At 74.7% G+C, this 12,209-nt stretch carries 12 protein-coding genes; 10 read left to right on the plus strand and 2 right to left on the minus strand.

The features are described 5' to 3' along the window. The first annotated feature begins 8 nt into the window (after window positions 1–8). The 3 genes from folB to EIO00_RS19305 are packed head-to-tail and all read left to right on the plus strand — an operon-like array spanning window position 9 to window position 1,428. Entirely contained in the window at window positions 9–386 is a 378-nt protein-coding gene (gene folB, locus EIO00_RS19295) for a dihydroneopterin aldolase (RefSeq protein ID WP_206664193.1), read from the plus strand. Next, window positions 383–958, plus strand: coding sequence for a 2-amino-4-hydroxy-6-hydroxymethyldihydropteridine diphosphokinase (gene folK, locus EIO00_RS19300; protein ID WP_140180968.1), 576 nt, complete (start codon window positions 383–385; stop codon window positions 956–958). The genes folB and folK overlap by 4 nt, the downstream gene beginning before the upstream one ends. Further along, window positions 955–1,428: a DUF3180 domain-containing protein gene (locus tag EIO00_RS19305; RefSeq protein WP_140180970.1), complete on the plus strand. Its 474-nt coding sequence runs from the start codon at window positions 955–957 to the stop codon at window positions 1,426–1,428. The genes folK and EIO00_RS19305 overlap by 4 nt, the downstream gene beginning before the upstream one ends. 79 nt (window positions 1,429–1,507) lie before the next feature. On the opposite strand, the gene EIO00_RS19310 is transcribed toward EIO00_RS19305, so the two are convergent. Next, a complete protein-coding gene (locus EIO00_RS19310) occupies window positions 1,508–2,665 on the minus strand; it encodes an NADH-quinone oxidoreductase subunit D (RefSeq protein ID WP_140180972.1) in 1,158 nt (385 codons plus the stop codon). 285 nt (window positions 2,666–2,950) lie between these two features. Between EIO00_RS19310 and EIO00_RS19315 the strand changes: the two genes are divergently transcribed. Further along, window positions 2,951–3,385 (plus strand): PH domain-containing protein, encoded by a 435-nt coding sequence (locus EIO00_RS19315; RefSeq protein WP_241661467.1) that lies wholly within the window; start codon window positions 2,951–2,953, stop codon window positions 3,383–3,385. Then, complete coding sequence (locus tag EIO00_RS19320; RefSeq protein ID WP_140180976.1) at window positions 3,382–4,827, plus strand: PH domain-containing protein; 1,446 nt, start codon at window positions 3,382–3,384, stop codon at window positions 4,825–4,827. The genes EIO00_RS19315 and EIO00_RS19320 overlap by 4 nt, the downstream gene beginning before the upstream one ends. A gap of 3 nt (window positions 4,828–4,830) precedes the next feature. On the opposite strand, the gene EIO00_RS19325 is transcribed toward EIO00_RS19320, so the two are convergent. Continuing rightward, on the minus strand, window positions 4,831–5,844 hold the full coding sequence (locus tag EIO00_RS19325; protein WP_338325943.1) for an SAM-dependent methyltransferase: 1,014 nt from the start codon (window positions 5,842–5,844) through the stop codon (window positions 4,831–4,833). Window positions 5,845–5,936: 92 nt separating this feature from the next. On the opposite strand from EIO00_RS19325, the gene EIO00_RS19330 reads away from it, so the two are divergent. From EIO00_RS19330 to EIO00_RS19350, 5 genes are all read left to right on the plus strand, one after another. Beyond that, window positions 5,937–7,139: a sensor histidine kinase gene (locus EIO00_RS19330; RefSeq protein ID WP_241661468.1), complete on the plus strand. Its 1,203-nt coding sequence runs from the start codon at window positions 5,937–5,939 to the stop codon at window positions 7,137–7,139. Next, window positions 7,136–7,807 (plus strand): response regulator transcription factor, encoded by a 672-nt coding sequence (locus EIO00_RS19335; RefSeq protein ID WP_140180980.1) that lies wholly within the window; start codon window positions 7,136–7,138, stop codon window positions 7,805–7,807. Before EIO00_RS19330 ends, EIO00_RS19335 begins: the two co-directional genes overlap by 4 nt. 147 nt (window positions 7,808–7,954) lie before the next feature. Beyond that, window positions 7,955–8,698, plus strand: a complete 744-nt coding sequence (locus EIO00_RS19340; protein WP_140180982.1) for an ABC transporter ATP-binding protein — start codon at window positions 7,955–7,957, stop codon at window positions 8,696–8,698. Between the two features lie 3 nt (window positions 8,699–8,701). Then, window positions 8,702–11,212, plus strand: coding sequence for an ABC transporter permease (locus tag EIO00_RS19345; protein WP_140180984.1), 2,511 nt, complete (start codon window positions 8,702–8,704; stop codon window positions 11,210–11,212). Window positions 11,213–11,272: 60 nt separating this feature from the next. Next, window positions 11,273–12,181, plus strand: coding sequence for a Rossmann-like and DUF2520 domain-containing protein (locus tag EIO00_RS19350; RefSeq protein WP_140180986.1), 909 nt, complete (start codon window positions 11,273–11,275; stop codon window positions 12,179–12,181). Window positions 12,182–12,209 lie beyond the last annotated feature (28 nt).

Here is a 12,209-nt window from a genome sequence, read left to right on the forward strand (position 1 = left end):
GAGCGCGCGTGAGCGAGGGCGTCGAGCTGGATCGCATCGAGCTGACCGGGCTGCGGGCGCGCGGCCGGCACGGGGTCCTGCCCGCCGAGCGGGAGCTGGGGCAGGAGTTCGTCGTCGACGTGTCGCTGGGCCTGGACACCCGGCCCGCCGCGCGGACCGACGACCTGTCGCGTACGGTCGACTATGGAGCGTTGGCCGACCGGCTGGTCGCCGTGGTGCAGGGCGAGCCGGTCGACCTGATCGAGACGCTGGCCGAGCGGCTGGCACAGGTCTGCCTGGAGGATCCGATCGTGCGGCAGGTCGACGTCACGGTGCACAAGCCGGCTGCCCCGGTGCCGCATCCGTTCGCCGACGTGGCCGTCAAGATCTCAAGGAGTCGCCGATGACCCGACCGGACCTGACCGCGACCGGCGGCCACATGGTCGTTCAGCAGCGCGTGGTGCTGTCGCTGGGCAGCAACCTCGGCGATCGGCTGGAGAACCTGCAAGAGGCGATCGACGCCCTGTTCGACGCCCCCGGCCTGACGTTCGTGGCGCTGTCGCCGGTGTACGAGACCGCCCCCTACGGCGGGCCGGACGGCGACATCCCCGAGCAGGACGACTTCCTGAACGTGATCGTGGTGGCCGACACCCGGCTGGCCCCCAGAACGCTGCTGGAGCGGGTGTTGAACATCGAGAACTCGATGCAGCGGGTCCGCGAGGTCCGCTGGGGCCCGCGCACCCTGGACATCGACATCGTGATGTTCGGCAACGTGACCGTGAACGAGCCGGACCTGGTCCTGCCGCATCCCCGCGCCCACGAGCGGGCGTTCGTGCTCGTCCCCTGGGCGGATCTGGAGCCGGACGTGCTGCTGCCCGGACACGGCAGGGTGGCCGACCTGGCCGCGAAGGCGTTGCGCGCCGTCGGCCCGGACGCGGTGCGGCGCCGGGACGACCTGACCCTCCAAGAGCCCGCGTGAAGCCCACCCGACCGGCGCTGCCCACGGCCCTGGCGGTCGCGCTCGCCATGGTCACCTGGGCGTTCCTGCACGGGACCTACGGCGCACTGCCCAAGCTGCCGTGGACGATGGCGCCGACGCTGCTGCTGCTCGGGCTCGGCGAGGCGTTCACCGCCTACAACCTGTGGCGGCGGATCCGGCGCCGGCCGGGCACCCGGCCGGTGGAGCCGCTGGTGGTGGCGCGGATGGTGGTGCTGGCCAAGGCGAGCGTGATCGCCGGGGCGGTGCTCGCCGGGATCTTCGCCGGGTTCCTGGTGTATCTGGCGCCGGAACTGGACAAGGCGGTGCCGCGGCAGGACTTCCTCGTCGGGGCGGGCACGTTCGTCGCGTCGCTGCTGCTGATCGGCGCCGCGATCTGGCTGGAGTACGCCTGCCGGGTGCCCAAGGGGCCCGAGGACGAGGACCGCGACCAGGGCGCCTCACGGGCCTGACCCGGCCGGCGGACCGGGCCGGGGTCCGTGCCGCCGGGCCGGTCGGCCGGTCGATGCACCGACGTCGCCGCCCGTGCCGTCACTTGTCGATGTCGCCGACCACGAAGAACATCGACCCCAGGATGGCGATCATGTCGGAGACCAGGGTGCCCGGCAGCATCTCGCTCAGCACCTGGATGTTGTTGTACGACGCCGACCGCAGCTTCATCCGCCACGGGGTCTTCTCGCCGCGCGAGACCAGGTAGTAGCCGTTGATGCCGAGCGGGTTCTCCGTCCACACGTAGGTGTGGCCCTCGGGGACCTTGAGCACCTTGGGCAGCCGCTGGTTGATCGGGCCCGGCGGCAGCTCGGCCAGCCGGTCCAGGCACGCGTCGGCCAGGTCCAGCGAGGCGTACACCTGGTCCAGCAGGCATTCGAACCGGGCCAGGCAGTCGCCCTCGGTGCGGGTGACCACCTTGACGTCCAGCTCCCCGTAGGCCAGATACGGCTCATCCCGCCGCAGGTCGAAGTCCACCCCCGAGGCGCGGGCGATCGGGCCGGACACCCCGTACTGGAGGATCTGCTCGCGGGTCAGCACCCCCACGCCCCGGGTGCGGGCGCGGAAGATCTCATTGTCCATGATCAGGTCGGCGATCTCGCTCATCCGGGCGCGGACCTGGGCGACGGCCGCGCGGGCCCGTCCCGTCCACCCGGCCGGCAGCTCCTCCTTCAGCCCGCCGACCCGGTTGAACATGTAGTGGATGCGGCCCCCGGAGACCTCCTCCATCACCCGCTGCAGCTGCTCGCGTTCCCGGAACGAGTAGAAGATCGGGGTGAGCGCCCCGACCTCCAGCGGATACGACCCCAGGAACATCAGGTGGTTGAGCACCCTGTTCAGCTCGGCCAGCAGGGTGCGGACCCACACCGCGCGCGGGGGCGCCTCCATCCCGAGCATCCGCTCCACGGCCAGCACCACGCCGAGCTCGTTGGCGAACGCCGACAGCCAGTCGTGCCGGTTGGCCAGCACGATGATCTGCCGGTAGTCGCGCACCTCGAACAGCTTCTCCGCGCCGCGGTGCATGTAGCCGACGATCGGCTCGGCCTTGGAGATGCGCTCCCCGTCCAGCGTCAGCCGCAGCCGCAGCACGCCGTGCGTGGAGGGGTGCTGCGGGCCGATGTTGAGGATCATGTCCTCGGTGGCCAGTTCCTTGGCCCCGGCGCCGATCCCGACGGTGCGTACGGTCTCGTGGGTGCTCACCCGACCATCGTCCCATGACCGGAGTGCGACGAAGAGTCGCGGGAGTTGGGGTGGTTCGGGTTGACTTGGAGCACCATGAACGCGCCGTATGGTCAGCCACCGGCCGGCCCCCCGCCACCCGGGGGCCCCGGCCGTCCGCCGGCGTCCGCGCCGCCCCCCTACGGGCCGCCGGCCGGCCCGCCCGCGCCTTTGCCCGCTCCCGCTCCCGCTCCCGCGCCCGCGCCCGCCGACGAGGAAGCGTTCGCGCCGCCGTCCGGGCTGGCGTGGCACCGGGTGTCGCCGCGGATGCCCTGGCACTGGCGGCTGTCGGCCGTGCTGCGCGGGATCCCGATCGCCGTCGTGGGCGGCTGGTGGGCGTACCAGGGCGGCGGGGCGGTCGCCCTGGGGGTGTGGGGCGCGGCGCTGCTGGTGTGCTGCGTGCTGATCTGGGGCTTCGGTGAGCTGGCGTACCGTTCGGCGGGGTACCTGGAGCGGGACGACGACCTGATGGTGACCGGCGGGGTGTTCGTCCGGCGGCTGGTGGTGGTGCCGTACGGGCGGATGCAGTTCGTGGACGTGACGGCGGGGCTGCTGGAGCGGTGGATGGGCATCGCGACCGTGCGGCTGCACACCGCCGCCGCGGCCACCGACGCCCGCATCCCCGGGCTGCCCGCCGCCGAGGCCGCCCGGCTTCGCGACCGCCTGGCGCACAAGAGCGAGGCGAGGAGCATGGGGCTGTGAGCGCGCCGTACGGGCCGCCGCCCGGACCGTACGGCCCACCGCCGGGACCGTACGGCCCGCCTGCGGGATCGCCCGGGCCCGCGCCGCCGCCGGGTCCGCCGCCGCCCGCGCCGACGCCGCCCGAGCCGCCGCGGTTCCACGAGGGCGTGCACCGGCTGCACCCGGTGACGGCGCTGCTGCGGGCGTTCGTGTTCCTGCTCGTCTACTTCGTGCTGATCGGGTTCTCGCTGCTGGTCACGCCGAAGGAGGACGGGTACGCCTTCTTCGAGCCGGAGGCGGTGCGGCGATTCGCGGCGGTGTCGATCCCGGCGGTGATCGCGGCCGTGGCGGCGGGCGTCTGGGGCTGGCTGGGGCTGCGGTTCTGGATCGCCGGCGACGACCTGGCGGTGGAGACCGGGGTGCTGCGCAAACGGCGCCGGCTCATCCCGCTGTCGCGGATCCAGGCGATCGACATCGTGCGTCCGCTGATGACCCGGCTCACCGGTCTGGCCGAGCTTCGGGTGGAGCTGGCCGGCGGCGCCGAGAGCGGCGTGGTGCTGCGCTATCTGGGCCGCCGCTCGGCGCAGCGGCTCCGCGCCGAGCTGCTGGCCCGCGCCGCCGGACTGCCCGGCCACACCCCGGAGGCCCCCGAGCAGCGGTTCTGGCGGGTGCCGCTGGGGGTCCTGGTGGCGGCGCTGAGCAGCCGGATGCCGGTGATCGGCACGGCCCTGCTGCTGGGCCTGCTGCTGATGGTCGGCTTCACCTATCTGGAGCCGGGGGTGCTCGGCGGCGCCGTCCCCGCGCTGCTGGGCCTGATCAGCGCGGTGATCGCCCCGGCGATCGTGTACGGCCGGTTCACCGTGGCGATCTCGCCCGACGGCCTGCGCCTGCGGTACGGGCTGCTGGAGACCCGCATGCAGACCGTGCCGCCGGGCCGCGTCCAGGCGGTCGCGATCGTCGAACCGCTGTTGTGGCGGCAGCGGCGCTGGGCGCGGGTGGACGCCACCGTCGCGGGATACGCCGGGGAGCGTCAGGCCCAGTCCACGGTGCTGCTGCCGGTGGCCCCCCGCGAGGTGGCCGTCGCCCTGGTGACGCACATCTTCCCCGGCGCCGACGTCGACGCCGTGCCGCTGCTGCCCGCCTCCGGCCGGGGCCTGTCCCTGGACCGCTTCGCCGCCGCGGGCACCGACGAGGTCGTCTTCGTCGCCCGCCGCGGTCTGCTGTGCCGCCGCACCACCGTCATCGCGCACGCCCGGACTCAGAGCGTCCGCCTCACCTCCGGTCCTCTGCGGCGCCTGCTGCGGTTGGGCACCGTCCACGTCGACGCCCCCTCCGGCCCGGTCCGCGTGGTCGCCGCCGACCGGGAGCTGGGCGAGTCCCGCGCCATCGTCGAGTCCGTCGCCGAACGCGCCCGCCGGGCCCGTTCCCGGGCCGGGGCCGATCCCGCCCGCTGGGCCCGCTGACCCTCACGCCGTCGCGCACTCCGCCAGGGGCTCGGGCAGCGGGATCCGCCTGGCCTGCGCGAGCCAGCCGAAACCGCCCAGGCCGGCCGGGTCGATGAGCTCGGCCTCCTCCCCGGCGCGGCGGAGGGCCAGCACGTAGCCGCGCGGGTCCTGATGGGCCAGCCGGATCGGCGGGCGGGCCCCGGTCAGGCCCAGGGCGCGCAGGGCCCGGCGCTGGGTGGTCAGGGCGGTGGCGGCGGCCCCCGCCCGGACGCCGGCGGCGGCGCAGGCGTCCAGGGCCACATGGGCGGTGATGTCGCAGGAGCCGTCCGGCACCGGGGGGACGACGCGGCCGTCGCGGTAGCCGGTCAGGGTGCCGTGGGCGGGACGGTCCCGCCGGGTGTGGGAGTAGTCGATCGCCACCGCCAGGCCGGCGCGCAGGCGGGTCAGCACGTCGGACCAGGCGGTGCACCGGGGACGGCCGATCTCGGCGCGGTCGCCGGGATTCGTCAGCGGCCACCAGCGCTCCAGCCAGGCCAGGTCCTCCTCGGCGGGGGGCGGGCCGAGCCGTTCGGCGCCGGTGGCCGGATCCACCAGCACCAGGCGGGGCCCCTCGGGGGTGAGCTCGACGACGTCCAGGGGGATGTTGTCGAGCCACTCGTTCGCGATGATCAGGCCGGTGACGGCGTCGGGGAGCGCAGCCCGCCAGCCGATCCGCTCGGGCAGCTCCGCCGGGCGGGGCGCCAGCTCCACGGCGACCGGGGCGAGACGTTCGGCCAGGTCGGGGCGGGCGGCCTGGAGGACGCGGACGAGCAGCTCGCCGCAGCCCGCGCCGACGTCCACCAGGTCGAGCCGGGGCGGGTGCCCCAGGGCCGCGTCCACCTGGGCCAGCAGCCGGGCGACCGCCTCGGCGAAGCGCGGGGAGGCGTGCACGGAGGTGCGGAAGTGGGCGGCGGGCCGTTCGCCCCGTCGGTAGAAGCCGCCCTCGCCGTACAGCGCCCGCTGCATCGCCGTCCGCCACCTCACCCACCCGTGCACGACAGCGAACGCTACCGTCACGCCGCCGGCCGCAGGGGCGGTACGACTCAGGTCGGATGGCCTCTCGCCGCGCCGAACGTAGGCTCGAGACCATGGTGGGGAGAGCGTGGGCGTGGTGGCGGAGCAAGAAGCCGCTGGTCGACTTCGCCTTCATGTCGCCGCTGCTGCTGCTGTCGATGCTGACCGCGTCCGCCTACACCGCCCCGGCGGCGTATCCGCCCCCGGGGGAGCCCATCCCCCGGTGGGCCTATCTCGCCCTGGTGTCGGGGCTGCTGGGGCCGCTGGTCGTGCGGCGGCGGTGGCCGCTGCAGGTCTTCGCGGTGATCGCCGCGGTGTCGTTCCTGCAGTGGCTCGCCGGCTTCACCATGATCCCGGCGAACGCGGCGGTGCTGATCGCCCTGTACACGGTCGCGGCCTGCTGCACCTCCCGCTGGGAGGCGGTGGCCGCCGGGCTCGTCGCCGAGCTGGGGGCGGTCCTGGCGGCGGTCCGCTACACGGTGAGCCCCGCGGACTACCGGTACGGGCTCGTCATGCTGAGCGTGGTGGTCGCCGGGGTGTGGATCCTCGGCGTCTACATCAACACCCGGCGCGCCTACACCCGCTCGCTGGAGGAGCGCGCCGAGCGCCTGGAGCGCGAGCGCGACGCCCAGATCCAGATCGCGATGGCCGCCGAGCGGGCGCGGATCGCCCGGGAGCTGCACGACGTGGTGGCGCACAACGTCAGCGTCATCGTGGTGCAGGCCGACGGCGCCTCCTATGCGATCGACACCGACGTCGAGCGCGCCAAGCGGGCGCTGGAGACGATCTCCCAGACCGGGCGGCTGGCGCTGGCGGAGATGCGGCGGCTGCTGGGGGTGCTGCGGGAGGGCGACGATGCGGGCTCCTACCGGCCCCAGCCCGGCGTCGCCCAGCTGAACGACCTGGTGGAGCAGATCCGCGAGTCGGGGCTGCCGCTGGACTTCCGGGTCGAGGGGGTGCCGGTGGAGCTGCCGCCGGGGATGCAGCTGACGGTGTTCCGCATCGTCCAGGAGTCGCTGACCAACATCGTCAAGCACGCCGGTCCGCGGGCGACGGCGCAGGTGCGGCTGCACTACGGTGACGAGGCGATCCAGGTGACGGTGACCGACGACGGGCGCGGCGCGGCGGCCCCCGACGACGGCATGGGACACGGGCTGGTCGGGATGCGGGAGCGCGCCGCGGTCTACGGAGGCACCGTGCGGGCGGGACCGCGGGCGGGCGGCGGGTTCGAGGTGGTGGCCCGATTGCCGTTGCGCGAGGAGGCGAGGAGCGCTTGATCCGAGTGATGCTGGTCGACGACCAGGAGCTGGTCCGTGCCGGATTCCGCATGGTGCTGGACGCCCAGCCCGACATCGAGGTGGTCGCCGAGGCGGGGGACGGCGCACAGGTGATGGACGTCCTGCGCGCCGTCACCGCGGACGTGGTGCTGATGGACGTGCGGATGCCCCGGGTGGACGGCATCGAGGCCACGCGCCGGATCGGGACGCTGCCCGCCGAACGACGCCCCCGGGTGATCATCCTGACCACGTTCGACCTGGACGAGTACGCCTTCGCGGCGATCAAGGCGGGCGCGGCCGGGTTCCTGCTCAAGGACGCCGGGCCGCCTCAGCTCATCGAGGCGATCCGGGCGGTGCACTCCGGCGACGCGGTGGTCGCGCCGTCCACCACCCGGCGGCTGCTGGACCGGTTCGCGGTGCACCTGCCGGACACCGAGCAGCAGGCCGCCCAGGGGGCGCTGGCGACGTTGACGAGCCGGGAGCGCGAGGTGCTGCACCTGGTCGCCCGGGGGCTGTCGAACGCCGAGATCGCCGGCCGGCTGTACGTGTCGGAGGCGACGGTCAAGACCCACGTCGGCCGGATCCTCACCAAGCTGGGGCTGCGCGACCGGGTGCAGGCGGTGGTGTTCGCCTACGAGACCGGGCTGGTGCGCAGGGGTCAGGCGTAGGTCGTATCCGGGAGTGCGCCTGAAGTCGTACGACGGCGGGCGGATCAGCCGCGGCGCGCATCCCGATCATGGCCGCGGGGCCGATGGCAGCGAAGGCGCCCGTTCCTAGCGTGGATCCCGTTCAGCCGAACGGAACGAGGAGTCCACGTGACCAGCACGCTCGTCTCCCCTCCGGCGGTCACGGCCGTCGGAGTCGACAAGGTCTACGGAACCGGCGACGCCGCGGTGCACGCCTTGCGCGGGGTCGACGTGGCGTTCGCCAAGGGCGCGTTCACCGCGATCATGGGCCCGTCCGGGTCCGGCAAGTCCACCCTGATGCACTGCCTGGCCGGGCTGGACACCGTCACCGCGGGCCGGATCACCCTCGGCGACGTGGAGATCACCGCGTTGGGCGACAAGCGGCTGACCCTGCTGCGCCGGGAGCGGATCGGGTTCATCTTCCAGGCGTTCAACCTGCTGCCCACCCTGACCGCCGAGCAGAACATCCTGCTGCCGCTGGAGCTGGCCGGCCGCCGGCCCGACCGCGCCTGGTTCGAGCAGGTGGTGGACGTGCTGGGGCTGCGCGACCGGCTCGGGCACCGGCCGAGCGAGCTGTCCGGCGGGCAGCAGCAGCGGGTGGCGTGCGCCCGGGCGCTGGTGACCCGGCCGGAGGTGATCTTCGCCGACGAACCCACCGGCAACCTGGACTCCCGGGCCGGGGCGGAGGTGCTGGGGTTCCTGCGCACCTCGGTGCGGGAGCTGGGGCAGACGGTGGTGATGGTCACCCACGACCCGGTGGCGGCCTCCTACGCCGACCGGGTGGTGTTCCTGCGCGACGGCCGGATCGTCGACGAGCTGGCCGGGCCGACCCCCGACACGGTGCTGGACCGGCTCAAGGCGCTGGGGGGCTGACCGATGCTGAAGATCTCCCTGGCGGGGCTGCGCGCCCACAAGGTCCGGATGCTGCTGACCGGGCTGGCGATCATGCTGGGCGTCGGGTTCATCGCGGGCACGTTCGTGCTCACCGACAGCATGCAGGCGGGCATCGACGAGGAGTTCGCCGGGTCGGCGGGCAAGGTCGACGTGGCGGTGCTGCCGAGCGAGGGCCGGCGGCTGCCCGCCTCGACGGTCCAGACGGTCCGGAGCGTCCCCGGGGTGACCGAGGTCCACGCGATGATCCGCGGCGACGCGGCGCTGATCGGCAAGGACGGCAAGGTCTACGGCGACCTGCCCACGGTCGGCCTGTCGGTCGCCCAGGGCCGGCTGCAGCGCTACGACATCGTCTCCGGCCGGGCCCCCGGCGCGCCCGACGAGGTCGTGCTGGAGGAGCGGACCGCCGAACGGAACGACTACCGGGTCGGCTCCACCGTCACCGTCGTGGACGGCGAGGGCGCCCGGCACGCGTTCACCGTGACCGGGCTGGCCGACTTCGGCATCGACGACGAGGTGGGCTTCCGCGGCGCGGTCGGCTTCACCCCGGAGACGGCCGTCCGCATCACCGGCCGGCCGGACCCGGTCGAGATCGACATCGCCGGGAGCGGCGATCCGCGGGAGCTGCGCGAGGCGGTCGCCGCGGCGCTCGGCGGCGACCACGAGGTGCTGGACGGGCGGGCGCTGGGCGACCGGCTGGCGGCCCGGGCGGGCGCCGACACCGCGATGATCCGGACCGGGCTGCTGCTGTTCGCGCTGGTGGCGATGCTGGTGTCGGCGCTGGTCATCTACAACACGTTCGCGATCCTGGTGGCCCAGCGGACCCGGGAGATGGCGCTGCTGCGCTGCGTGGGCGCCACCCGGCGGCAGATCTTCCTCGGGGTGCTGGCGGAGTCGGCGCTTCTTGGGCTGGTCGCCTCGCTGGCCGGACTGGGCCTCGGCGTCGCGCTCGCCGGCGGACTGCTGGCGTTGATCGGCGACGGCGCCGGCGGCATCCCCGGCGGGGACCTGACCTTGACGCCGCCGGCCGTGGCGGCCGGGCTGGGCGTCGGCGTGGCGGTGACGGTGGCGGCGGCGCTGCCCCCGGCCCGCTCGGCGACCCGGGTGGCCCCGGTCGCCGCGCTGCGCACCGAACGGGAGCCCGGCTCGGGCCGGTTCCGCCTGGGGTGGCCGCGGCGGATCCTGGCGGCGCTGCTGGGCGCGGCCGGACTGGCCTCGGCGGGCCTGGGGGCGCTGGCCCTGGAAGAGGGGCAGACGGCGATGTTCCTGGTCGCCGGGGGCGGCGCGCTGGTGTTCCTGGCGGTGATCGCGGTGATGCCCGCGCTGGTGCGGCCGCTGAGCCGGGCGACCGGGGCGCTGCCGGCCCGGCTGGCCGGGGTCCCCGGGCGGCTGGCGGTGTCCAACGCCTGCCGCGCCCCCCGCCGGACCGCCACCACCGCCGTCGCGCTGACCGTCGGGGTGGGGCTGATGAGCCTGTTCGCGGTGGTCGCCGCCGGAGGCCGGGCCACCGCCGACGCCCAGCTGGCCGAGCAGTTCCCGGTCGACTTCCAGCTCCGCGGCCAGTACGCCACCGGCGACCGGCCCCCGCACCCGGTGCCCGCCGCGGTCGTCGCCGAGCTGCGCGAGCGTCCGGAGATCGGCGAGGTCATGGAGCTGCGGATCCACCGGGAGTCCGCCGAGGGCGGCCGCACCGAGCACATCGGCGCGGTCACCCGCTCCGCCCTCGGCACGATGATCAGACCGACGGTGGAGAAGGGGTCGCTGCAGGACCTCACCCCCGGCACCGTCGCCGTCCAGGCCGACCGCGCCCGGGGCCGCGACGTCGGCGACACGGTGACGATCCCCACCCCGCGGGGCCGGGTCGAGCTCAGGGTCGTCGCCCTGTTCTCCGGCAACACCCCGCTGCCCCCGTACGTGGTGACGGAGGAGGACTTCGCCCGCCACTTCGGCCCCCGGGACGCCGAGGCGGTCTACCTGAACGCCGCCCCCGGCGTCGACCCCGACCGCGCCCTGGAGACGGTGGAGCGGATCATCGCCCCGTACCCGACCCTCAAGGTGGCCTCGACGGCGGGGTTGAAGGAGCGGTTCGACGAGGCCATCGACACCATCCTGGCGGTCGTCGGCGGGCTGCTGGGCCTGGCGGTGATCATCGCCCTGTTCGGCATCGCCAACACCCTCGGCCTGTCGGTGGTGGAGCGCACCCGCGAGTCCGCCCTGCTGCGCGCCCTCGGCGTCACCCGGGTCCAGCTGCGGCTGATGCTGTCGCTGGAGGCCGTCATCATGGCCGTCATCGGCGCCGTGATCGGCGTCGGGCTGGGGGTCGTCTTCGGCTGGGCCGCCACCGAGTCCATGGCGCCCTCCGCCGTGCCCGCCGTCCCCTACGCCCAGATCGCCGGCCTGGTGGCGCTGGCCGTCGTCGCCGGACTGGCCGCCTCCGTGCTGCCCGCCCGGCGCGCCGCCCGGACCTCCGTGGTGGAGTCCCTCGCCTACGACTGACGGAGGCGAGCGGGTACTCTGATGGCCGTCCGGTACCCCCTAGCGAGGACTGGAACGGTCATGAGGTCTTCCGACGTGCCGTCCGTCGCGCCCGCGGACCGGCCCGCCCGGCTCGAGGTGGGCGTCGTGGGCGCGGGACGGGTCGGCACGACGCTGGGCGCGGCGCTCGCACTGGCCGGTCACCGGGTGACGGCGGCCAGCGCGGTGTCGGACGCCTCCCGGCGCCGGGTCGCCGAGCGGCTCCCCGACGCGGTGGTGGCCACCCCCCAGGAGGTGGTCGCCGGATCGGAGCTGGTGCTGCTGACCGTCCCGGACGACGCGCTGCCGGAGCTGGTGAGCGGTCTGGTGACGACCGGCGTCCCCGTGACGGGCAAGCTGCTGGTGCACACCAGCGGCCGGTACGGGGTGCAGGTGCTGGAGCCCGCCACGCGGGCGGGGGCGCTGCCGCTGGCGCTGCACCCGGTGATGACCTTCACCGGACGTCCCGACGACCTGGACCGGCTGGCCGGGATCTCGTTCGGGGTGACCTCGCCGGAGACGCTGCGGCCGGCGGCCGAGGCGCTGGTGGTGGAGATGGGCGGGGAGCCGGTGTGGATCCCCGAGGAGCGCCGCACCCTCTACCACGCGGCGCTGGCCGGCGGCGCGAACCACCTGGTGACGCTGGTGGCCGAGGCGATGGACCTGCTGCGCGCGGCCGGCGTCGCCGATCCCGCGCAGATGCTCGGACCGCTGCTGGGGGCGGCGCTGGACAACGGGCTGCGGCTCGGCATGAACGGCCTGACCGGGCCGGTCGCCCGGGGCGACGCGGGCACGGTCGCCGGGCACATCGCCGAGCTGTCCAAGGTCTCGGCCGAGAGCGCCCGCGCGTACGTGGCGATGGCGCGGCTGACCGCCGACCGGGCGTTGGACGCCGGGCTGCTCAAACCCGAGGACGCCGCGCGGCTGTTGGAAGTGCTGGCCGACTCCTGACGGCCTCGGCGCGCCCGGTGCGCCGGGG

Origin of the sequence: Thermomonospora catenispora (assembly GCF_006363815.1) — a bacterium.
GTDB classification, from domain to species: Bacteria; Actinomycetota; Actinomycetes; order Streptosporangiales; family Streptosporangiaceae; genus Thermomonospora; species Thermomonospora catenispora.

Coding starts and splice junctions, on each gene's coding strand:
- EIO00_RS19345 (WP_140180984.1), top strand. CDS start 8,702: ATGCTGAAGATCTCCCTGGCGGGGCTGCGCGCCCACAAGGTCCGGATG.
- folK (WP_140180968.1), top strand. CDS start 383: ATGACCCGACCGGACCTGACCGCGACCGGCGGCCACATGGTCGTTCAG.
- EIO00_RS19330 (WP_241661468.1), top strand. CDS start 5,937: ATGGTGGGGAGAGCGTGGGCGTGGTGGCGGAGCAAGAAGCCGCTGGTC.
- EIO00_RS19350 (WP_140180986.1), top strand. CDS start 11,273: ATGAGGTCTTCCGACGTGCCGTCCGTCGCGCCCGCGGACCGGCCCGCC.
- EIO00_RS19315 (WP_241661467.1), top strand. CDS start 2,951: ATGCCCTGGCACTGGCGGCTGTCGGCCGTGCTGCGCGGGATCCCGATC.